Raw genomic sequence first — 23,286 nt, forward strand, 5'->3', positions numbered from 1 at the left:
ACCCTATGGATTTCAAGATGCATCGCGACGGCAAGGGAGCGAATCCCCGGGAGCATAGATAACTATGTGACTGGGGTGAGTGAGTGCAGCCAACAAAGAGGCAACTTGAAAGATGACGGGTATATAATTAACAGCCATGGAGAATACCACAGTGCAGGTATGCAGCATAAAAGGTTATAACAAATTTTGTAAATAATGTTTGAGAAGAATGAGCGAATTATGATGAACACAATTCGCTTTATAAAAAATAGTTAAATTTCTGATTCGGAATAAGTGACTAACGCCATGCTTTAAAACAGTTAATCAATCCGTTTGTCGAGCTATCGTGGCTAGCAATCGCTCCATCATCCTCAAGCTCTGGCAAAATACGGTTAGCCAGTTGTTTACCCAGTTCAACACCCCACTGATCAAATGTGAAGATATTAAGAATTGCCCCTTGTACAAATATTTTATGCTCATACATAGCAATCAAAGCTCCCAGGCTGAACGGTGTAATTTCACGTAACAGAATGGAATTAGTCGGGCGGTTTCCTTCAAACACTTTAAATGGCGCAACATGTTCAACTTCAGTCGCAGTTTTACCACTAGCAACAAATTCAGCATCCACTTGCTCACGAGTTTTACCAAATGCTAATGCTTCCGTTTGAGCAAAGAAGTTGGATAACAATTTGCTGTGATGGTCACTCAATGGATTATGGCTGATCGCCGGAGCAATAAAATCACAAGGAATCAGTTTAGTACCCTGATGAATAAGCTGATAGAAAGCGTGCTGGCCATTGGTTCCAGGCTCCCCCCAGATGATTGGGCCTGTTTGGTAATCCACCGGATTGCCATTGCGGTCAATATATTTACCATTGGATTCCATATTGCCCTGCTGAAAGTATGCCGCAAAGCGATGCATGTACTGATCGTATGGCAGAATCGCTTCAGTTTCTGAACCAAAGAAATTGTTGTACCAAATTCCAATCAGCGCCAGCAATACCGGGATATTTTGCTCAAATGGGGTATTGGCAAAATGCTGATCCATAGCATGTGCACCATTAAGCAGTTGCTCAAAATTTTCAAACCCAACAGAGAGCGCAATAGACAGACCAATCGCTGACCACAAGGAATAACGGCCACCAACCCAATCCCAGAACTCAAACATATTTCTGGTATCAATACCAAATTTCTTCACTTCCTGCTCATTGGTGGAAAGCGCAGCAAAATGTTTAGCCACATATGCCTCATCACCGGCACTTCTCAGAAACCAGTGACGAGCAGAGTGAGCATTAGTCATCGTTTCCTGTGTAGTAAATGTCTTGGAAGCAATCAAGAACAGGGTTGTTTCCGGGTTAAGTGCTTTTAAAGTCTCCGCGATATGCGTTCCATCAACATTAGAGACAAAATGCATATTCAGATGATTTTTATAAGGTTTCAGCGCTTCAGTCACCATATAAGGACCGAGATCCGAACCACCAATACCGATATTCACCACATCAGTAATTTCCTTGCCGGTATAACCTTTCCACTCACCATTAATCACACGCTCACTAAACTCTTTCATTTTTGCCAACACAACGTTGACCTGCTGCATAACATCTTCCCCATCAACAATAACAGGGGTGTTGCTGCGGTTACGCAGGGCAATATGTAGTACAGCGCGATCTTCAGTACGGTTAATTTTCTTACCGGAAAACATGCTGCGAATAGCCTCGGCAACATCAGTCTCTTTAGCAAGTGCCTGTAACCTTTCCAATGTTTCAGCCGTAATACGGTTCTTCGAAAAATCTACCAAAATCTGGTCATCAAACGTCGCGGAGAACTTAGCAAAACGATTTCTGTCCTGTTCAAACAACTCACGTATATGAATATTTTTTATCTGTGCAAAATGTTGTTCTAATGCCTTCCAAGCTGGAGTTTGACTAGGATTGATATTTTTCATAGCTATGCTCTCTATCAATGACAATAAATAAATGGAGGTAAAGATTGTAACCTGTAATTCCGTGATTGAAGTCTCTTTTCCTTTAATCGCTGATATTGGTCAAAACAATTAAATTTTTCTAGCTCTATTTGCTGATGTGTATAAAAAATAATTACTTTTCTCCGCTATCCTCAATTTCTTTTATGATTCTTACATCATCATGAAAGATATTTATGTAGCCTTTTACTGTGTTGACTCAAACCTACTAACCCGATATTTCTAAAAGCCTATTCAGTTAACAGAAGGTTATCGCAATGAGTGCTGTTTCATCCCTATGTCCGGAAATCGGCGGATATGTAGTCGCAAAATTTGGTGGTACCAGCGTGGCAAATTTCGATGCCATGAATAGCAGTGCCAACATCGTACTGGCAAATAAAGAGGTACGTTTAGTTGTACTGTCCGCATCTGCTGGTATTACTAACTTATTAATCGCGTTGGCGGAAGGTTGCGACGCAGATAAGCGGGCTGACTACCTGAAACAGATCCACACCATTCAACACGCAATTGTTGACCGTTTGCATGACTCTGATGTTATTCGTCAAGAAATCAACCGCCTGCTGGAAAACATTAAAGCGCTTTCCGAAGCCGCCTCTTTGGCAACTTCAGATGCGCTGACAGATGAACTGGTCAGCCACGGTGAACTGATGTCTACATTGTTGTTTACTGAACTACTCCGTCAACGCGGTACCGATGCTGAATGGTTTGATGTCCGTAAGATTATGCGTACCGATGATCATTTTGGTTGCGCAGAACCAGACAATATACAACTCCAATCACTAGTCACTGAACATCTCTTACCACGTCTACAAAATACTCTGGTAATTACTCAAGGCTTTATTGGTCGTGAAGAGAAAGGACGTACCACTACACTAGGACGTGGTGGCAGTGATTATACTGCGGCCCTGTTGGGAGAAGCCCTCAACCTGAAACGCGTTGATATTTGGACAGATGTCCCGGGGATTTACACTACTGACCCACGAGTCGTTCCTACTGCCAAACGAATTGACAAAATTGCCTTTGATGAAGCAGCTGAGATGGCAACATTTGGTGCAAAAATTCTACATCCGGCCACACTACTGCCTGCTATTCGTTGTGACATTCCGGTATTTGTTGGTTCCAGTAAGAATCCCCAAGCTGGTGGAACACTGGTTTGCGATACAACAACCGCTCCGCCACAATTCCGGGCTATCGCCCTGCGTCGGAAACAAACATTACTGACACTACATAGCTTGAAAATGCTGCATGCGCAAGGATTTCTAGCTGAAATATTTACCATTCTGTCACGCCATAACATCTCAGTGGATTTGATCACCACATCTGAAGTGAATGTAGCATTAACGCTAGATACAACAGGTTCCACCAGCACTAATGGCTATCTGCTAACTAATGCACTGATGACTGAGCTTTCAACTCTATGCCGAGTTGAAGTAGAAGAAGATCTGGCTTTGATAGCAATTATTGGTAATCAGCTTTCTCAGGTCAGAGGATTAGGAAAACAGATTTTTGATGCGCTGGAAGTATTCAATATTCGTATGATCAGCCACGGCGCTAGCAATCACAATCTATGCCTGCTTGTTCCTGGCAAAGATGCCGAGCAAATTGTTCAAACTCTTCATCAGAGTTTGTTTGAATGAATACAGTCTTGTAGGTACTTAATATCCTTAGTGACTGCTCCCCGCCGTAAAGAGGGTTTACGGCGGATTTTGCTAAAAGTAATCCATATCCAGTTTTGGCACTCGCAAAAGGCGGGAAGAAACGCCAACCTCGTTTTCAATCATTAGATGAACCAGACGCTCTCCATCGACCAGTACCATTCCTTCAACGGAATGAGCAAAATCACGAGCCTGGGCAGTAAAACCTGATGTAGTGATAAACACACCACGTTTTGCTTTTTGTCCTGCCAGGGCACCATAAAAAGCCTGAAGTTCAGGACGCCCTACCGTACTTTGCCAGCGTTTCGCCTGTACATAGACTTTTTCCAATCCCAGTTTATCTAGAGAGATAATGCCATCAATCCCACCATCGCCTGTCCCACCAATCCGTTGTAAATCATCCCGATGCCCGCCGTACCCCAGACGATGTAAAACATCCAGTACAATCACCTCAAAACGAACTGAGGAAACCTGTAGCAAGTTTTCAAGCAACTCATCTGCTACCGCATCACGTAGTTCTTTTAATACCCGATCCAGCCGATCATCAGGGCTGCTCTTTGCCAGTTCTTCTTGGTTAAGAGGTTCAGGTTTAGTATCCAGCTCAACTGAATCGAATTGTTGTTTCAATTTCACATTCATAAAATCAAAAGCGAGATGCGTCACTTCATCTTCACTCAGTGGCTGAGGGTGCGACAGTGCCCAACTAAATCCTAGTGGCGTCAAGCACCATTTCCCTCTGGAAAGACTTTGTGACAACCCGGCTCGCTTCAGGCGATCGTGTGCCCAACCAGCGCGGTTCTTATAAACCAGTTGTCCGCTGGCAACTACTTCAGCTCGCTGATTTTCATCCAAATGGAGGGCATCTGCCGCAGCCTCATGCGCATCACGGGCTGGTGCACCCTTTGGTTTCTCTGCTAAAAAACGCAAAACAGGCTCAATAAATTTATCGTAGGTTGGTACCGCCATATCAACATTCCTAGTTATGCTGCTCTCTGAGCAAATTTTTTATCAATCTTGATAAAGTATCTGTCATACGTTTGATCAAATTTCACCAATATATCACTGAGTTAACCTATACAACACCTTACAAATTAGTGACTTGCCTTCAAAATCCGCCCATTGAACATAATTCATTAGTAGAGTTAATATAACTGAAAAGCATGAATCATTAGGACAGGACATCTCCGCTAAATGGATTATAAAAATCAGAGCAGTACTTTACACAGTAACAGTAGCCAGGCTCTCAGGGTGCTGGATTACTGGCACAAAATCGAATTCTTTGAGTCCACAGACATAAAAGAACTGGAAGAGGGAGCAGAAGGCGTCATTAAGTTAATGCCAGAAGAGCTACAGGAACCCAGTTGCCTGCCATGGATTAACCCTCAGCAAATAAGACGCGCAGGAAAAAATTTCTCTCCTGCGAAAAAATATAATTACACGCTGTATTTCGGCATCTTCGATCGCAGTGAAATCTTTGAGCGCGCCAAATGTGCGTTTCCGGACATCATCAATGACAAAGAAGAACAAAATCAGGACGAAGGTCGGACATGCTCTATTACGCTATATGTCAATCAGGATGGATGTGCTGATAAAGACAGTTTTGCATTCTCTACGGTAACCTGGGCTCTAGGACAACTGGAAAAAAACGGGCTCGACAACATTACGCTAAACACATACGAGAAAGATACGGAGAAATTACGCCAGCATTTTCTCAACGTCATGGCAGTAGCTGATAACCTGAAGCAACAATATGAACTCCCCCCCAAACTGACAACTTATGAGATTATCGAGTTCCTTAAATCTATGTCGGAATGGACAGACTTTAGCCCCGAGATCTCAACTCCTGCCCTGTACATCAAGCTTACTCAGGCAAAAGGAAAAAAAAGAAAAAACAGTACAAAGCATATTGAGTTGGACATCAATTTATTACCTCATCTATCAACCTTGCCAGATAAGATAGCGAAAGCAGATATCGATAAGTTAAAAACTGAAAGCTCATCCCCCTCGATAAAAGAAACCAAAGAAATAACCATTCTCAATAGTTTTTATATTCGTGATATAGAACGAATTATGGAATGTGTAAAACGGGATGGATTTAAGCTTAATCCTCCTTTAGAACGCTATCTTTCTGACACGAGAGAAAGAAAACCAGATTTACTGAAGCCTGATGGTAAACCTTTACTCCTGGAAATGTTGCGGTTAAATAAACTCCCATTAGGTCGTTGGCCCACCGAAACTGCCCATTCCATGAGCTTGATGCAACAATTTGCCATCAACACTATTGAGGAAGAGCTGACGCTAAGTGGCCTCTATTCTGTCAACGGTCCGCCGGGAACAGGAAAAACAACCATGCTTCGTGACCTTATTGCCAGCAATCTGGTGAAAAGGGCAGAAGTCCTGGCTGATCTTAATAGTGCTGCGGATGCCTTCAGCCATGAAATTACTGTTACGTCGGGTGACAAACAACGCACTGTCAAATGCTTGTCACCATCGCTCACTGGCTTTGAAATGATTGTTGTTTCTAGCAATAACGCAGCCGTTGAGAACATTTCTCAGGAATTACCCCAGATAAAAAGCCTGGGAAAATCCTGGCAGGATATCAGTTATCTTAAACCTGTCGCGCAAAAATTAGCCGCCTTTCATGAGCTCCCTGACGGTCAGGATAAATATGAGATCACGCCCTTAACTGAAAAAACAGAGTGCTGGGGACTGATTGCTGCCGCGTTGGGTAAACAAAAAAACCGGGAGATATTTGGTACACGGGCGATCTTCCAGACAACGGAAAAGTGCATTGCCCCACCTCCTGCCGACCAATACCGTACACTGGCCGCCGCCATTAAACAGTTAGCAAATAGCTCTGATGCTACCTCCTCGTTTACTCAGGCGCAGAACGCATTTCAACAAGCTCAAAAGGATCTTGAGATACTTCTCAATGAGCTAAAAAAATTGGAGAGTCTGCCCATATTGGAAGAAAACTGCCAAGTTCAGAAACAGAAAGCAGAACGTGAACGGCTTCGCATCCTTTGCCTAAATGTGCGCCTGGCAAAACTTCAGCAAAGGAAAACCAAGTGGTGGGACCTACGCATCAGGCATAGGTACCGTTTGCGGGCCATCATTACGGGTCTGACACTACGCCGTAATAAAGTGGAAACACAATATCAAAAGGATCAACATACATGGGAACACCTGCAAGCAGAGCTGGAAATTGAGCAACAGACCTGCATGATTCTTAAAGAAAAATATGCCAATGTGCTTTTTGCCGGGCAGGATACCGATCTGGAAGCTCCCGCTATTCAACGTACTGCTTCTGGTCAATGTCCAACATTGAATGAAGCCAGAAACCGCCTTACTGTAAAAGCTCTTGAGTTACATCAAGCATGGCTTGCCGCAGCTTACAAAGAGTGCCACTTTTCAGATTCCCTACTCGTTATCATGCATGTGATTAACGGCAGAATAGCGGACAAACAGGCCGCCAAAGCCTTGTGGCAATTACTGTTTATGATCATCCCGGTAGTGTCCTCAACATTTGCCTCTGTGGCTCGTCAGTTCAGCGCACTGGATGATGGGGATATTGGCTGGCTGTTCATTGATGAAGCGGGTCAGGCAACCCCTCAGCAAGCTGTTGGAGCACTATGGCGAGCAAAGCGAGCCATAGTCGTAGGCGATCCATTACAGATTGAACCAGTATTTACCATTCCACCGGCTTTTGTTGAAGGTATTGCCAGGCGCGAATTTGGTGAACAATGGAAATTATGGTCTCCGACCGTAACGTCAGTACAAAACCTGGCAGACAGAGTGAATCCTTACGGCACAGAGCAGATCGCTAAAAATACATGGTTGGGAAGCCCATTGCGCGTCCACCGCCGCTGTGATGAACCTATGTTCAGCATTGCCAATGAGATTGCCTACAACAACAAAATGCTGCACGGTCTGGATAATCCATGGAGTGATGAGATGTTTTTCTGGGGTCCAAGTTGTTGGTTTGATGTACGGGGCTGTACTGAAGGCAAACATTTTGTTCCCGAACAAGCCCAACATGTACTGACCATGCTACAAGCCTATATTGATCATTATAAAAAACTGCCGGATGCTTACATCATTTCCCCCTTTAAACATGTTAAAAAGGAACTAAACATTTTTCTGAAAGAAAAGTTATCCCCCATCAATGGACGAAATAAATGGCTAAATGAGCGAATCGGCACCGTCCATACCTTTCAGGGTAAAGAAGAGAAAAATGTCATCTTCGTACTCGGACTGTCTACTGAAAACCGCGGTGCAACTAAATGGGCATCCTCTAAACCTAACCTATTGAATGTCGCCGTCACTCGTGCGCAGAAAAGGGTCTATATTGTCGGCAACAAAGAAATCTGGTCTGGCTGCCAGTATTTCTCAGTTGCTAATGAAATGCTGCAACAACAACGCAGACTAGCAGACTAATCGATAAGCTTCTTAAAGAAACGGAGACTTTAAAAGTCCAACTTAGCTGTTATACCCAATAGATTTCAAGATGCATCGCGACGGCAAGGGAGCGAATCCCCGGGAGCATAGAGAACTATGTGACCGGGGTGAGTGAGTGCAGCCAACAAAGAGGCAACTTGAAAGATAACAGGTATATATAAAAAAGGTGGCGTACTGCATGCTGTACACCACCTAAACACCGATTATGACAGTAAATCTGCTTAATGATTCTCTTCTACAAATTTATCACTAGCCGATCCCACTGATTCTCCTTTGCCCCATTAGAGGCAATATACGTCACTTACCGAACTACTATTAATATTCATCATAGTACTCACACTTTTACGATAAGGCATGTGATATGCTGCACAAATTTCCTGCTGTATCCACTACATAAGGCAACGATTTTATGGAGCAGTCTCTCAACTTTGAAATGCTGCGTAGCCAATGGCCGGAGCTTACTGAGCTAGCATATATGGCAGAACGTTATGTTCATTCTGACCCAGAAAGCTGCCTGGTTAAGTTACGTAATTTTGATGAACTGATGGTGCGCTGGTTGTACCGCCAAGAGCGTTTGCCGGAAGGTTTTAAAGCTAACCTGTACGACCTGATGAACGCCGATGTGTTCACCAGCATGATGCCAGAAGCCATTATCATGAAGATGGACGCATTACGTATTCACGGTAACCGGGCTGCACATGGTGGGCGAATCAAAGCCAAAGATACTTACTGGTTGCTGAAAGAAGCGTTTCTGTTAGGCGTCTGGCTTTACGTTCGTTACGGGCATGGCAATGTAGACGACTGCCCTAAATTCACGCTTCCTCCCCTGTCCTCTTCATCTAACACCACAGATAAAAAACATCTTGAAAAAGCGCTGAAAGCCCAGGATGAAAGCCGTGAGCGTGAACTGGCGTTACAACGTGCTTTGCAGCAGGAGCAGGAAAAAGCGGAGCAACTTACTCAACGCCTGCATGAAGCCAAAGCGCGTAACCAGCAGGTTGCCGATATTCTTGCTATCGACGAAGCGGAAACCCGACGCCGTCTGATTGATTCCCGCCTAATATCAGCAGACTGGGATGTTGGCACTGAATTACAAAATACAGACCAAGTCATTCAGGAACATCCTGTTAAAGAGCAACCGACAACAAGTGGTGATGGTTACGCTGATTACGTACTCTGGGATGATACCCACAAACCGCTTGCAGTCATTGAAGCCAAGAAGACCAGTGTCAATGCGGAACAGGGACGCATTCAGGCAAGACTCTATGCTGACTGGCTGGAAAAAGAGTATGGTCAACGTCCAGTTATCTTTTATACCAACGGATACGACATCTGGCTATGGGATGACCATAAAACTCAGGGCTACCCACCACACCGGATATTCGGCTTCTACAGCAAAGAAAGCCTGCAATATCTAATTCAGCAGCGTGAAACACGTCTGCCATTAAATACTGTTCCACATGTTAAAGACAGTAATGGTCAACTGGTTGCCGGACGTTTATATCAGCTTGAGACTATCGCTCGCGTTAGCGAGCGTTTCACCAATAAATACCGTCAAACATTAATCGTACAAGCAACCGGTACCGGGAAAACTCGTGTTGCTATTGCTCTCAGCAAACTGATGATTGATGCCCGTTGGGTAAAGCGCGTACTGTTCCTTTGCGATCGTAAAGAGCTGCGTAAGCAGGCTGGGAATGCCTTTAAACAGTTCACCAACGATCCATTGTACATAGTGGGAAAATCGAAAAGAGAAGATATGCAGAACGCGCGTATCTATATTGCTACTTACCCCGGTATGCTAAAGATCATGGACCGCTTCGATGTGGGTTATTTTGATCTGATCATCGCCGATGAGTCTCATCGCTCTATCTATAACGTCTATGGCGATCTCTTCAAGTATTTTGATGCGCTACAAGTGGGCCTGACCGCAACCCCCATTGATATGGTCAGTAAAACTACGTTTGGCTTGTTTGGCTGCGAAGGACGCATTCCCACCGCAAACTACAGTCTGGAAGATGCTATTGCCGACAACAATCTGGTACCTTACGAGGTAGTCACGCATACCACACAGTTCCTTCGTGACGGTATCAAGCGGGAAAAACTCAGTGATGTACAAATCCGTGAACTGGAAGATCAAGGCATCGATCCCAATACCCTGGAATTTGAAGGTACTGCGCTGGATGAAGCGATCTTTAACAAAGACACCAACCGCCATATCCTGCGTAATCTAATGGAAAATGGACTCAAAGACCGTGACGAACAACTGCCGGGTAAAACCATCATTTTTGCCCGTAACCATGCCCACGCCATTCTCCTGAATAAATTGTTCGACGATATGTATCCGCAGTTTGCCGGGCGGTTCTGCCAAGTCATCGACAACTACGATCCCCGAGCCGAACAACTTATTGAGGACTTTAAAGGGCTAGACGAAAGTACGAACAAAGAGCTCACAATCGCGATTTCTGTGGATATGCTGGATACCGGTATTGATGTACCCGAGATTGTGAATCTGGTTTTTGCAAAACCGATAAAATCAAAAGTGAAGTTCTGGCAGATGATTGGCCGTGGTACCCGTCTGTGCCCCGGTTTGTACGGTGAAGACAAGAACGGCAAATCACTTGATAAGGAGAAATTCCGGATATTCGATCACTGGGGTAACTTTGAGTATCACGAACTGCGTACTGAAGAAGCGGAAGTCACCCCCGCTAAATCCCTTGCTCAAAAACGCTTTGAAGCCTGGATCACTCTGGGGGCCGCTGCACAACGTAAGTTTGATAAGCAAGCTGTGATTCTGGTGGCTCGCCAGTTACAGGAACAAATTAACGCGCTGGACGAAAAATCTATTGCCGTTCAGGAAAAATGGCAGCAAAAAGTTCAGTACAGCAACGAAAAAGTACTTCAACAGTTCTCGCCAAAAACCCAGCAGGATTTGCTGACCATTCTTGCCCCACTAATGCAGTGGGTAGATGTTCGTGGTCAGAGTGAAGCCCTGCGTTTTGACATAGACATCCTGGCAGCGCAAACAGCCCGTTATACTAACCCGGATGAACTGGATGTACTCTGGCCAGTAATCGTGGAAAAACTGGAACGTCTGCCGCCGCACCTGGTACAGGTGCAACAACAAGGATCGCGAATTAACCAGCTACGCGATTTAACCTGGTGGAAAAAGGCTAATCTGGAAGAACTAGAAGATATGCGCATTCACCTACGCGGCATCATGCATTTGATGGAGAAAGAGGTAACGACGCGTTCCGGTCCGCTGAACGTGGATATTACTGAAGACATTAATCTGATTCAGTCAGAAACCCGCAAGACGAATATTCACTCAATTAACTTCAAGCTCTACCGTCAGCAGGTGCAGGGGGCACTGGAACCACTGTTCCAGAACAACCCAGTACTGAAAAAAGTACGTAACGGTGAACCGGTTACAGAAACAGAGCTGGACGAATTGGCGAAACTGGTATTGATTCAGAACCCCAATGTGAACATTCGGGCTCTTAAAGAGTTTTACCCCCAAGCCACTGCTAGCCTTGATCAATTGTTACGTACTATTATCGGTATGGACGGTGAAGCTGTCGCAACGCGCTTCGCACAGTTTGCTTCCCATCATCATCTGAACAGCCAGCAACTGCGTTTCCTCGATTTACTGAAAAACCACATACGTGACTTTGGAACTATCGAGATGAAACAACTCTTCGAACAACCATTTACCCATATTCATAACGAAGGCATAACAGGTGTGTTCCCAGATATGACGCAAATTGCCCGCCTACAAAAAATCGTCGAAGAGTTAGGTGTTGTCACCAACACTCCAGCGGTATAATGTCCTCATGATAAGCCCAGCCCTGGGCTTTTATATTTTTACAAGGTATAAGACGTAACAACATGATTACTGGTGAATTAAAAAGCAAAATCGATAGCTTGTGGGAAGATTTCTGGGTAGGAGGAATCACTAACCCGCTGACCGTTATCGAGCAGATTACCTATCTGATGTATTCCCGCATGCTGGATACTCAGGAACAGAAAGACGAAAAACGTAAACAGATTACCGGTATCGACTTTAAACCACGTTTTGTACCAGTACAACAAGAATTTCGCTTTAGTCATTACAGTAATCTGGGTGCTGATGAAATGATGGAAGTGGTGCGCGATGGCGTATTTCAGCATTTCCGTCAGTTAGGACAAGCAGAAGGAGAACAAATAACGTTACTGGGCAACTTTATGAAAGATGCTCGATTGGAGATTATTAAGCCTTCCCTGTTAACTAAAGCAGTAGATATGATCAAAAACCTGCCGCTGGACAGGGGTGACACCAAGGGCGATCTGTACGAGTATCTGCTCAGTAAACTGACAACCGCTGGGATTAACGGCCAGTTCCGCACACCACGTCATATTATCCGTACAATGGTAGAGATGATGGAGCCAAACCCGGCACGTGGCGAAACGGTATGTGATCCTGCCTGTGGTACGGGTGGTTTTCTGGCAACCAGCTATGAATATCTGCTGGAAAAATACAGCTCACTGGAATCGGTACATAGTGAGATCGGTACAAACGAGCGGGGCGAGCTGGAAGAACAAAAAATCTTCACTGGGGATCTACTTACCCCATGGCGTAATCATGTTGATAACAACATGTTCCACGGCTACGACTTTGATACTACTATGCTGCGTATTGCAGCGATGAACCTAATTATGCACGGCGTAGAAGAGCCCGATATTCATTATCAGGACACTATGAGTCAGAGTTTCAGCGCCAACTTCCCGCAGGCCAGTAAAAACGCGTTTAACCTGATTCTGGCTAACCCACCGTTTACCGGCTCACTAGATGAAGAGGATACCGATCCCACTCTGCTAGCAATGGTGAAAACCAAGAAAACCGAACTGTTGTTTCTAGCGCGTATCCTGCAAATGCTAAAAGTGGGTGGTCGCAGCGCAACCATTGTGCCACAAGGGGTACTGTTTGGTTCCAGCAAAGCGCACCAGTCACTACGTAAAATACTGGTGGAAGATAACCAGCTTGAAGCGGTGATCAACCTGCCTTCAGGGGTGTTTAAACCTTACGCCGGTGTGGCAACTGCAATTCTGATTTTCACCAAAGGCGGCCAAACCAATGAAGTGTGGTTCTATGACCTGCAAAACGATGGTTACAGTCTGGATGACAAGCGACACCCGATTAAAGACAACGATCTACCGCACTTGATCGCCTCTTGGAAACATTACCGCAAGTTAAAAGGTATGCCGGTGGATAACTTTATCGGTGAGAAATTCAATAACTTGCTGAAACAACAGTATTCTGAGGGGATTGATGAAACGGTAGATTATCAGGATCGCACTCAGTCGGCGTTTGTGGTTACGAAAGCAGATATTGCCGCACAGAAATATGACCTCTCCATCAATCGCTATAAAGAAGTGGTGTATCAGACGGAGCAACATGAAGATCCAAAGGTGATACTCAAACGGTTAAAAGATCTGGAAAAAGAGATTCTGGATGAGCTGGATGAGCTGGAGGGAATGCTGTGAGTATAGTTTGCCGTCTAGTTGATGTATGTGAAATTACAATGGGGCAAGCACCTGCCGGTTCTTCTTATAATGAAAAAGGTATGGGTTATGCTCTTATTGCAGGTGCCGGTGATTTTGGCGAAATGACGCCACACCCCAAAAAATATACAACAAAGGCTTCTAAGATATCAAAAGTTGGCGATATTATTCTTTGCATTCGCGCAACGATTGGTGATCTAAACTGGAGCGATAAAGAATATTGTTTAGGACGAGGAGTTGCAGGGTTACGGCCAAAAAAAGAATTAGATAGTAAATACTTATGGCACTATTTGAATACTAGAAAAAGTTTACTTTCCTCGAAAGGCACCGGCTCTACTTTTAAGCAAATTAGTCGTTCTCACATTGAATCACTTGAAATAGAATTATTTCCTTTACATGAACAAAAACGTATCGCCGCTATTCTCGATAAAGCCGACAGTATTCACCGCAAGCATGAACAAGCAGTTAAATTAGCTGATGATTTTTTACAAGCCACGTTTTTGGAGATGTTTGGTGATCCAGTGGTAAACCCTAGCCATTGGAATAAATATAAACTAAAAGATATAACGACTAAAATTGGTAGCGGAGCCACTCCAAAAGGTGGAAAAAGCGTTTATGTTGAAAACGGCATATCATTCATTCGTAGTTTAAACATTCATGATAATAAGTTTTTGCATAAAGATCTTGTATTCATCAATGACGCACAAGCTTCTGCATTGAATAATGTTGAAGTTAAGAAGAATGATATACTTTTAAATATTACAGGTGCCTCTGTTTGTCGCTGTGCGATTGTTGATAATAATATTTTACCAGCTAGAGTTAACCAGCATGTTTCTATAATTAGATCAGAAGTAGTAAATCATGACTATTTACTGCACATATTAATTTCACCTAGCTTTAAACAGTACTTGCTGTCTATAGCTAGATCTGCGGGCGCAACCAGGGAAGCGTTAACAAAGGATCAAATAGAAAACTTATCTATTCCTATACCACCTATTGAGTTGCAAAATAAGTTCGGAATAATTAAGAAAAAAATAAAAAATATGGTCGAGAAGATGGTTAGTGCTAGTGAAAATAGTCTCATTGAAGCATTAAATGATGAATATTTCTAATAATAGGGATATCTTACTTATACTTGGTAAAATCATAACTCCATTCTTCGCAATCTACTCTTCAAACCTCTGCCCTGATAAGGGCAGTATCCGGCTACAGCAAAAAATCTGTATTTGCTATGATCACCGCCATCCGCAACCAAACAGCAACACCACAAAACCCTGTGGACAAGTCAGATCCAGATAGCTGGATTACAGAACAGCGAATAGTTCCCGCAACTACATCCACTTGACATCACATTAACATTAAATAAAAAACCTTCAGGAAAGATTGTAATGATAACCATTCTCACATTAAGATGATGCCGTGATTATTTACTTTTGATATTATAAAACTATGTCTGACTACATTGTTGTTTCCGCTGAGCTGACACTTGAATCGTTTTACGGCACGCATCATAGCTGGCTGCAAAACTGGCTCACGCGCAAACTACAATCGTCCGTTGACGCCGACGATGTAGCGCAGGACACCTTCCTGCGTGTAATAACCAGTGACTCACTACAGACAATTCGCGACCCAAAATCTTTCCTCTGCACTATCGCCAAAAGGGTGATGATCGATCTGTTCCGCCGCAATGCGCTGGAAAAAGCATATCTGGAACTGCTCGCGCAACAGCCGGAGGCACTCATGCCCTCGCCGGAAATCCGCCAGTGTCAGCTTGAAACACTCCAGCAAATCGACCAGATGATCGATGGCCTGAGCAACAAAACGCGTCAAGCATTTTTACTGTCTCAGCTTGAAAATCTGACCTATAGCGATATCGCTTCACGTCTTAATGTGTCCGTCAGTTCCGTGAAAAAATACATGGCCAAAGCCACTGAACACTGCCTACTATTTCGCCTGGAACATGGACTCTAATATGAACATCACGTTGACCCATTCTCGTCGTCAGGCTTTAAAATCAGCATCGCACTGGTACGCAGTACTGAGTAGCGATCAGGTAAGTCCGCTGCAAACCGAAAAATGGCAGCGTTGGTACGACCAGCATCAGGATAATCAGTGGGCATGGCAGCAGATAGAAAATCTGCGTAACCAGATGTTGGTGGTACCCGGCAATGTGGCAAGCCGCACACTTCAGGAAACGCACCTGTCACGTCGCAGAATGATCAAAAGCATACTGTTACTACTAGGGGTTGGCGGTAGCTGGCAACTGTGGTGTTCAGAAACAGGAGCGGGTCTGCGGGCCGATTACCGTACCGCTAAAGGAGATATTCAGCATCATCGACTGAACGATGGCACTCTGCTTACACTCAATACCGAAAGTGCAGTAGATGTTCGTTTTGACCCTAAGCAACGTCTGGTTCATCTTTGGTATGGGGAAATTGCCATCACCACCGGGCACGATATCGGAGCAAGGCTGTTACGTGTACAAACTCGCCATGCACAATTGACCGCACTGGGCACCAAATTTACAGTTCGTCAGGAAGACAACGCCACTCTACTTAGCGTGCAACAACATGCCGTAGAGGTGAGACTAACCGGCGCTGACCGTAAATATATTGTGCGTCAAGGTGAAAGCCTAAAATTTAACGCCACCTATTTTGGCGAACTGACAACAGCAACCGCTGAAGACAACGCATGGACACAGGGGATACTAAGCTTCAGCGATAAGCCACTGAGTGAAGTGATAGCAACCCTCGCCCGCTATCGCAATGGCGTATTACGCTGCGACCCGACTGTCGCCTCGCTACGGTTAAGCGGCACTTTCCCGATAAAAAATACCGATACGGTATTAACTGTCATAGAAAAGACGCTTCCCGTTAAAATTCAATACATTACTCGTTATTGGGTAAATATTCTGCCCGCAGAAAAATCGTTAACGTAAAAAATAATCATTTTCAATTGTCCTTTTTACCTCCTCATTCGACTTAGTAAATAAATACAGCAACAAAATAATTATGGAGACGTTATGATGCCTTTACGTGCACGGCCACTGCGCGCGCTTCACAAAACAGCACCGCTGGTAATGGCGATTCGTTTGAGCCTGTTACCGGTGGCTTGCCTAACCTCAGGGATCACATATGCTGCGGTGGAGTCAGCTAGCACATACTATGACATTAATGCAGGCGAACTGGATAAAGTTCTCAATCAGTATTCCACCCGTGCAGGTATCACTCTTTCGGTCGATGCCAGCTTAACACGCGGCAAACAAAGCAGCGGCCTACACGGCAATTACTCCATCACCGATGGGCTGAATACCTTACTGGTCGGTACTGATTTGCAAGTGAAAACCTTGGGGGATAATACGTTCACGCTCGAGCACGCCCCTGTTGCGCAGAAAGACGTACTGACCGTGGTAGGCGACTGGTTAGGTAGTGCGCGTGAAGTTGACGTGTTTGAACATGCCGGTGCACGTGATGTCATCCGCCGTGAAGATTTTGCTAAAACAGGTGCAACAACCATGCGTGAAGTGCTGAACCGCATTCCGGGCGTCAATGCACCGGAAAACAACGGTACCGGCAGCCACGATCTGGCAATGAACTTCGGCATTCGTGGCCTGAACCCGCGTCTCGCCAGCCGCTCTACAGTTCTGATGGATGGCGTTCCAGTGCCCTATGCGCCCTACGGCCAGCCACAGTTGTCGTTGGCACCAGTATCTCTTGGCAACATGGACGCCGTAGATGTGGTACGCGGTGGTGGTGCTGTGCGCTACGGACCACAAAGCGTAGGTGGTGTAGTGAATTTCGTGACCCGCGCTATCCCACAGGATTTTGGTATTGAGGCAAGTGTAGAAGGCCAGCTTAGCCCCACATCCTCACAAAATAACCCAAAAGAAACCCATAACTTGATGATTGGTGGTACAGCAGCTAACGGTTTTGGCACAGCGCTTCTTTACTCCAGCACACGCGGCAGCGACTGGCGTGAGCACAGCGCTACGCACATTGACGATGTGATGCTCAAAAGCCGCTATGCCCCCAATGAAGTACATACCTTCAACAGCTTGCTGCAATATTACGATGGCAGAGCAGATATGCCCGGGGGCCTTTCACGCGCCGATTACGATGCCAATCGCTGGCAATCCACTCGCCCATATGATCGCTTCTGGGGCCGCCGTCAGCTCGCAAGCCTCAGCTATCAGTATCAGCCCGACCAACAACACAAATTCAATATTCAAGGCTTATATACTCATACCTTGCGCAGCGGTTATCTTGAGCAGGGCAAGCGCATTACCCTTTCCCCACGAGAATATTGGGTACGCAGCATCGAACCACGCTATAGCCAGATCTTCAATTTAGGGCCTTCAGCCCATGAGGTAGGAATTGGCTACCGTTACGTGAATGAATCCAGTCACGAAATGCGTTATTACACCGCCACCAGCAGCGGCGAATTACCCAGCACGTCGAGTCCTTATGACCGTAATACCCGCTCCGGCACCGAAGCACATGCCTGGTACATTGACGATCGCATTGATATTGGCAATTGGACCATCACGCCAGGGATACGATTTGAACATATCGAATCCATCCAAAACAACAACCTGAAAGGCACCCGCCAAGAAGTAAGCTACAATGCACCGCTGCCTGCGCTCAATGTTCTTTATCACGTCACTGGCAACTGGAATCTTTATGCCAATACAGAAGGTTCGTTCGGTACCGTACAGTACAGCCAAATTGGTAAGGCGGTGCGAAGCGGTAATGTAGAACCAGAAAAAGCGCGAACCTGGGAAGTCGGAACCCGCTACGACGATGGCGCACTGACTGCGGAAATGGGGCTGTTCCTGATTAACTTCAACAATCAGTACGACTCCAACCAGACCAACGATACCGTTACGGCACGTGGGAAAACCCGACACACCGGGCTAGAAACTCAGGCACGTTACGATTTTTCCGAGCTTACGCCCAAACTGGAGAACGTTTCGGTTTATGCCAACTACACGTATGTAAACGCGGAAATTCGTGAAGAAGGCGATACCTACGGGAATCAAGTGCCGTTCTCACCGAAACATAAAGGTACATTGGGTATGGATTACAAACCGGGCAACTGGACCTTCAACCTCAATAGCGAATTCCAGTCTAGCCAGTTTGCTGATAACGCTAATACCATACAGGAAAGCGCAGATGGTAGCACCGGTCGCATTCCTGGCTTTATGTTGTGGGACGCGCGCGTGGCATATGACTTCGGCCCACAAATGGCTAACCTAACTCTGGCCGTTGGGGTGAAAAACATTTTCGACCACGAGTATTACACCCGTTCCTATGATGATAACAATAAAGGCATCTACGCCGGGCAACCGCGCACGCTCTATATGCAGGGTTCGCTGAAGTTCTGACGCTACGTTAATCCTTTCGCCGGGCTATTGCCCGGCTTTGCTATTTCTGGAGTTAAGTTATGTATGCCCTGATTCGAGCTATGTTTATCGCTTTGCTTTTCTTCACCAACCTGACCTACGCTCTCGCAGTCACGGTGCAAGATGAGCAGGGCAGTTTTACCCTCAATACCATTCCCCAGCGCGTGGTCGTGCTGGAATTATCGTTTGCCGATGCGTTGGCTGCCATTAATATCAGCCCGGTGGGTATTGCCGATGATAATGATCCACAACGCATCCTAACGGATGTTCGCCAACGTATTAAGCCCTGGCAATCAACAGGCTCTCGCGCCCAGCCAAGCCTTGAAGCTATCAGCGCGTTGAAGCCTGATCTCATCATTGCAGATAGCCAACGCCACGCGGGGATTTATCGAGCACTCAAGGGCATCGCCCCCGTCCTGCTGCTAAAATCCCGCAACGAAACTTACGAAGAAAACCTGCAATCTGCTGCGACCATCGGCAAAGTAATGGGAAAAGATAGTGAGATGCAGAAACAACTGGCAGAGCACCATGAACGTATGAAAGGCTATGCCAGTCAGTTGCCACAAGGTGTCAATGTGGTTTTTGGCACCTCGCGCGAACAACAATTTAACCTGCACTCCAGCGACACCTATACCGGCAGCGTCTTAACCGCATTAGGGTTGAAGGTTCCCACGCCAGTTAACCACGCAGCAATGGTTTCTCTCAGCCTTGAACAGTTACTGGCACTCAATCCTGACTGGCTTATCGTGGCCCATTATCGCCAGGAAAGCATCGTGAAACGCTGGCAGCAAGATACTCTGTGGCAAATGATGACAGCACAGCACAAGCACCAAATAGCAGCGGTAGACAGCAACACCTGGGCACGCATGCGGGGGATATTTGCTGCTGAACGCATTGGCCGTGATGCAGTAAAAATCTTCCATCACCAGCCGGTTAACGAAACACCATGAAACTCCACCATCATCCGGTCTTGCGTTGGGGATTACCGCTGGTTGCACTATTTAGCGCGTTCTGGTTAAGCCTGTTTTGCTATTCTGCTATTCCCATTCCTGCCATCAGCGCGCTCAAGGCACTGATGCCCGGTCATACACCGACGCTGCCTGAAACACTAGTTATCAATCTGAGGCTACCACGCAGTCTGGTTGCCATTTTACTCGGTGCGGCTCTGGCGCTGGCTGGTGCACTACTCCAGACACTTACCCATAATCCTCTAGCCTCACCTTCCTTACTAGGAATTAACAGTGGCGCAGCGCTGGCAATGGCGCTGGTCAGCGCTTTCAGTCCAGCACCACTAGCCGGATATTCCATTTCCCTAGTAGCAGCCTGCGGCGGTGGAATCAGCTGGATGATGGTGATGGCCGCAAGTGGCAGCTGGCAGCAAAAATACGACCGCAACCGGCTGATTCTGGCGGGCATTGCTTTATCTGCCTTATGTATGGCACTAACACGTATTACGCTACTGCTTGCTGAAGATCATGCTTACGGCATTTTCTATTGGCTGGCGGGTGGGGTTTCCCATGTCCGCTGGCCTGAATTCTGGCAACTATTCCCTTTCGTGGTGGTCATTGCGCCCGTAGTTTTGTTATTGGCGAAATCGCTTAACCTGCTTAACGCTGGCGATGTCAGTGCCCATACGCTTGGCGTGAACCTGACGTACCTACGTACCTTCGTCAATCTGACGGTGCTGATTCTGGTAGGGGCCTGTGTCAGTGTTGCTGGTCCGATCGTATTTATTGGCCTGCTAATGCCGCATCTGGCACGTTTCTGGGTTGGCTACGATCTGCGCAGCACACTCCCAATGTGTATGTTGCTGGGAGCGGTATTTATGTTACTTGCGGATTTACTGGCCCGTGCACTGGCCTGGCCTGGAGAACTCCCGGCAGGTGCGGTATTGGCTCTGATTGGCGCTCCTTGCTTCGTATGGCTGGCAAGGAGGCGAGCATGAATCGTCAGGTTATCTTACTTTTGATGTTGCTGCTAACGGTTACGCTGGTGCTGGCGCTACGCATGGGTGCACAACCGCTTCCTTGGGAAGCATTAATCAGCGGCTGGCAACCCAGTGACGAACACCATTTTGTGCTAATGCAGTACCGCCTACCACGTATTTTACTGGCCATCACTGTAGGCGCTGCACTGGCACTTTCCGGCGTTCTGGTTCAGGGTATTATTCGTAATCCACTGGCCTCCCCCGATGTGCTGGGGGTAAATCATGCAGCAAGCCTGGCGTCCATCAGCGCACTGATCCTTTTCCCTTCCCTACCAGTGCTGTGGCTGCCACTGCTCGCTTTTGGCGGAGGAATGGCCGCACTAATCCTGCTGCGGGCAATTGCCGGACCATCTTCACCGCTACGCCTTGCACTGGTTGGCATAGCACTTTCAGCTACTTGGACAAGCATTACCGACTACCTGATGCTCTCACGTCCACAAGATATCAACAACGCGCTTCTGTGGCTGACAGGCAGTCTGTGGGGACGTGACTGGCAGTTTGTGGCTATAGCTCTACCAGTACTGATGATACTGATGCCACTCAGCCTGCGCTTTTGTCGCGATTTAGATTTACTGGCGCTTGGTGATGACAGCGCCAACACACTGGGCGTTTCGCTCCTACACGTACAATCTTGGGGACTAATATTAGCAGTAGCACTTGCCGCAACAGGCGTCGCCGTTTGCGGGCCGATTGGCTTTATCAGCCTCGTGGTACCCCATCTCGTTCGTAGGCTTGTAGGAGGTCGGCATCGCTGGCTTATACCAACATCCATGCTTATGGGAGCACTGGTTCTGCTACTAGCCGATTTGCTGGCAAGAACCATAAATCCACCGATGGAACTACCTGCGGGCGTATTGACCGCCATCATTGGCGCCCCTTATTTCTTCTGGCTTTTAGTGAGGATACGTTAAATGCAACTGACTACGGAAAAGTTATATGCAGGCTACGGGGAGAAACGCATTCTAAATGACCTGTCGCTCACTCTCCCGACCGGGAAAATCACGGCACTGCTCGGCCCCAATGGCTGCGGGAAATCGACATTACTAAAATGCTTTTCAAGACTATTAACACCATTATCCGGCAAGTTAACAATAAATAGTGAATCTTTAGCGCACTTCTCCTCACGCCAGCTCGCCAGACATCTGGCGCTTTTGCCGCAACACCCTCTCACGCCTGAAGGGATCGCCGTTTGTGAACTGGTTGCATACGGACGCAGCCCCTGGCTTACATTCTGGGGGCGTTTAGCATCTGAGGATCATCGTCTTGTACAACAAGCAATGGAAAAAACGCAGATTAGCCATCTTGCTGATAAACGCGTTACCGACCTCTCTGGCGGGCAACGCCAGCGCGCTTTTCTGGCGATGGTCCTGGCCCAAGATACGCCAGTGCTATTGCTCGACGAACCCACTACGTACTTGGACATCAACCATCAGGTGGAATTGATGAAGCTGCTACGTGAACTGAACAACGAAGGAAAAACGGTAGTGACAGTACTGCATGACCTCAATCAGGCCAGCCGGTACTGTGACCACCTGGTGCTGCTTTCGCAGGGGCAAGTTGTCGCTCAGGGCTCACCCGGGGAAGTTATGACACCGGAATTATTGCAGCAAGTATTCAACATTGAAACGGAAATTCACCCCGAGCCAATTTCAGGTAAACCCATGTGTGTGGTGTGTTAAGAAGGAATCTAATGTAACTGTTGGCTCTCACATAATTTCACTGGCTTACAACCATAGGCCAGATGTGTCTACGAACGTGGGCAATCCAAGTATAGCTGAATTATGAATACATCGACTATGAAATGTACAATCTGTTTTTCTATCAAAAGGACATGCCCACTCACAAAATATGACCATGTCTTTATATCCCCAGATACTGAAACTATCAGCGACATTAACCTTCTTTGGTGAAGTCCGTCTGACTGAGTTTACCTTGTTTGGGGTTTTTGAACCGATAAAACCTAGCCTTTATTCTTTTTGCCTCTTCAAAGTCCGTTGATTTGGATAAACCTTTAAATCGTTTTGATTTGGTACTTAACGGACAGATTTCTGGATTTTCAGTTTCGTGGTAGTGGGAAAGCCGTGCTATAAAATTTCGACGCTGAAATTCAGCCATACTTATTTTAGTTGCCGGTCCATTGCTTTCGACAAGGTTAACAAAATCCATAAAACCACCTCGATAGTGCAATTAATCGACACAATTTGATATTAAATGGAGTTAAATGCTTTGAATAACTCTAAAACAATCCAATTCAAGAGCAGCTACCGCCTTCATTGCCATCATCGAT

Annotated in this window: 15 protein-coding genes; 12 read left to right on the plus strand and 3 right to left on the minus strand. The window is 46.1% G+C overall.

Features of this window, described 5'->3' with window-relative positions; translation table 11 throughout:
• Nucleotides 1–277: 277 nt before the first annotated feature.
• Nucleotides 278–1,924 (minus strand): glucose-6-phosphate isomerase, encoded by a 1,647-nt coding sequence (gene pgi / locus BDD30_RS09940; protein WP_015836013.1) that lies wholly within the window; start codon nt 1,922–1,924, stop codon nt 278–280.
• Between the two features lie 293 nt (nt 1,925–2,217).
• On the opposite strand from pgi, the gene lysC reads away from it, so the two are divergent.
• Nucleotides 2,218–3,597 carry a lysine-sensitive aspartokinase 3 gene (gene lysC / locus BDD30_RS09945; RefSeq protein WP_015836014.1) on the plus strand — a complete coding sequence of 460 codons (1,380 nt, stop codon included), beginning with the start codon at nt 2,218–2,220 and terminating at the stop codon, nt 3,595–3,597.
• Between the two features lie 72 nt (nt 3,598–3,669).
• Here lysC and BDD30_RS09950 read toward each other — a convergent pair whose 3' ends face one another.
• Nucleotides 3,670–4,581: a restriction endonuclease gene (locus BDD30_RS09950; RefSeq protein ID WP_015836015.1), complete on the minus strand. Its 912-nt coding sequence runs from the start codon at nt 4,579–4,581 to the stop codon at nt 3,670–3,672.
• 225 nt (nt 4,582–4,806) lie between these two features.
• Between BDD30_RS09950 and BDD30_RS09955 the strand changes: the two genes are divergently transcribed.
• The 11 genes from BDD30_RS09955 to fecE all read left to right on the plus strand — a co-directional run bounded on the left by BDD30_RS09955 (nt 4,807) and on the right by fecE (nt 22,678).
• Nucleotides 4,807–8,052 (plus strand): DEAD/DEAH box helicase, encoded by a 3,246-nt coding sequence (locus BDD30_RS09955; protein ID WP_015836016.1) that lies wholly within the window; start codon nt 4,807–4,809, stop codon nt 8,050–8,052.
• A 430-nt stretch (nt 8,053–8,482) separates the two neighbouring features.
• On the plus strand, nt 8,483–11,896 hold the full coding sequence (locus tag BDD30_RS09960) for a DEAD/DEAH box helicase family protein (protein WP_015836017.1): 3,414 nt from the start codon (nt 8,483–8,485) through the stop codon (nt 11,894–11,896).
• A 62-nt stretch (nt 11,897–11,958) separates the two neighbouring features.
• Nucleotides 11,959–13,593: a type I restriction-modification system subunit M gene (locus BDD30_RS09965; protein ID WP_015836018.1), complete on the plus strand. Its 1,635-nt coding sequence runs from the start codon at nt 11,959–11,961 to the stop codon at nt 13,591–13,593.
• Nucleotides 13,590–14,723 (plus strand): restriction endonuclease subunit S, encoded by a 1,134-nt coding sequence (locus BDD30_RS09970; protein WP_015836019.1) that lies wholly within the window; start codon nt 13,590–13,592, stop codon nt 14,721–14,723. The genes BDD30_RS09965 and BDD30_RS09970 overlap by 4 nt, the downstream gene beginning before the upstream one ends.
• 337 nt (nt 14,724–15,060) lie before the next feature.
• Complete coding sequence (fecI, locus tag BDD30_RS09975; RefSeq protein ID WP_015836020.1) at nt 15,061–15,582, plus strand: ferric citrate uptake sigma factor FecI; 522 nt, start codon at nt 15,061–15,063, stop codon at nt 15,580–15,582.
• A 1-nt stretch (nt 15,583) separates the two neighbouring features.
• Complete coding sequence (gene fecR / locus BDD30_RS09980; RefSeq protein WP_015836021.1) at nt 15,584–16,549, plus strand: ferric citrate uptake sigma factor regulator FecR; 966 nt, start codon at nt 15,584–15,586, stop codon at nt 16,547–16,549.
• Nucleotides 16,550–16,633: 84 nt separating this feature from the next.
• Nucleotides 16,634–18,994 carry a TonB-dependent Fe(3+) dicitrate receptor FecA gene (gene fecA / locus BDD30_RS09985; protein WP_015836022.1) on the plus strand — a complete coding sequence of 787 codons (2,361 nt, stop codon included), beginning with the start codon at nt 16,634–16,636 and terminating at the stop codon, nt 18,992–18,994.
• A gap of 59 nt (nt 18,995–19,053) precedes the next feature.
• Nucleotides 19,054–19,962, plus strand: coding sequence for a Fe(3+) dicitrate ABC transporter substrate-binding protein FecB (locus BDD30_RS09990; RefSeq protein WP_015836023.1), 909 nt, complete (start codon nt 19,054–19,056; stop codon nt 19,960–19,962).
• Nucleotides 19,959–20,957 (plus strand): iron-dicitrate ABC transporter permease FecC, encoded by a 999-nt coding sequence (fecC, locus tag BDD30_RS09995; RefSeq protein ID WP_015836024.1) that lies wholly within the window; start codon nt 19,959–19,961, stop codon nt 20,955–20,957. The genes BDD30_RS09990 and fecC overlap by 4 nt, the downstream gene beginning before the upstream one ends.
• The gene (gene fecD, locus BDD30_RS10000; protein WP_015836025.1) at nt 20,954–21,910 is read left to right on the plus strand and encodes a Fe(3+) dicitrate ABC transporter permease subunit FecD; all 957 of its coding nucleotides are present in this window, start codon (nt 20,954–20,956) and stop codon (nt 21,908–21,910) included. The genes fecC and fecD overlap by 4 nt, the downstream gene beginning before the upstream one ends.
• Nucleotides 21,911–22,678, plus strand: a complete 768-nt coding sequence (gene fecE, locus BDD30_RS10005) for a Fe(3+) dicitrate ABC transporter ATP-binding protein FecE (protein WP_015836026.1) — start codon at nt 21,911–21,913, stop codon at nt 22,676–22,678. It begins immediately after the preceding gene.
• 214 nt (nt 22,679–22,892) lie between these two features.
• Here fecE and BDD30_RS10010 read toward each other — a convergent pair whose 3' ends face one another.
• Nucleotides 22,893–23,165: a hypothetical protein gene (locus tag BDD30_RS10010; protein ID WP_041382498.1), complete on the minus strand. Its 273-nt coding sequence runs from the start codon at nt 23,163–23,165 to the stop codon at nt 22,893–22,895.
• Nucleotides 23,166–23,286: the final 121 nt, after the last annotated feature.

Source organism: Photorhabdus asymbiotica, from assembly GCF_003634575.1.
Taxonomy (GTDB): domain Bacteria; phylum Pseudomonadota; class Gammaproteobacteria; order Enterobacterales; family Enterobacteriaceae; genus Photorhabdus; species Photorhabdus asymbiotica.

Coding starts and splice junctions, on each gene's coding strand:
- fecD (WP_015836025.1), top strand. CDS start 20,954: ATGAATCGTCAGGTTATCTTACTTTTGATGTTGCTGCTAACGGTTACG.
- fecA (WP_015836022.1), top strand. CDS start 16,634: ATGATGCCTTTACGTGCACGGCCACTGCGCGCGCTTCACAAAACAGCA.
- BDD30_RS09965 (WP_015836018.1), top strand. CDS start 11,959: ATGATTACTGGTGAATTAAAAAGCAAAATCGATAGCTTGTGGGAAGAT.
- fecR (WP_015836021.1), top strand. CDS start 15,584: ATGAACATCACGTTGACCCATTCTCGTCGTCAGGCTTTAAAATCAGCA.
- BDD30_RS09990 (WP_015836023.1), top strand. CDS start 19,054: ATGTATGCCCTGATTCGAGCTATGTTTATCGCTTTGCTTTTCTTCACC.
- fecC (WP_015836024.1), top strand. CDS start 19,959: ATGAAACTCCACCATCATCCGGTCTTGCGTTGGGGATTACCGCTGGTT.
- fecI (WP_015836020.1), top strand. CDS start 15,061: ATGTCTGACTACATTGTTGTTTCCGCTGAGCTGACACTTGAATCGTTT.
- BDD30_RS09960 (WP_015836017.1), top strand. CDS start 8,483: ATGGAGCAGTCTCTCAACTTTGAAATGCTGCGTAGCCAATGGCCGGAG.
- BDD30_RS10010 (WP_041382498.1), bottom strand. CDS start 23,165: ATGGATTTTGTTAACCTTGTCGAAAGCAATGGACCGGCAACTAAAATA.
- lysC (WP_015836014.1), top strand. CDS start 2,218: ATGAGTGCTGTTTCATCCCTATGTCCGGAAATCGGCGGATATGTAGTC.
- pgi (WP_015836013.1), bottom strand. CDS start 1,924: ATGAAAAATATCAATCCTAGTCAAACTCCAGCTTGGAAGGCATTAGAA.
- fecE (WP_015836026.1), top strand. CDS start 21,911: ATGCAACTGACTACGGAAAAGTTATATGCAGGCTACGGGGAGAAACGC.
- BDD30_RS09955 (WP_015836016.1), top strand. CDS start 4,807: ATGGATTATAAAAATCAGAGCAGTACTTTACACAGTAACAGTAGCCAG.
- BDD30_RS09950 (WP_015836015.1), bottom strand. CDS start 4,581: ATGGCGGTACCAACCTACGATAAATTTATTGAGCCTGTTTTGCGTTTT.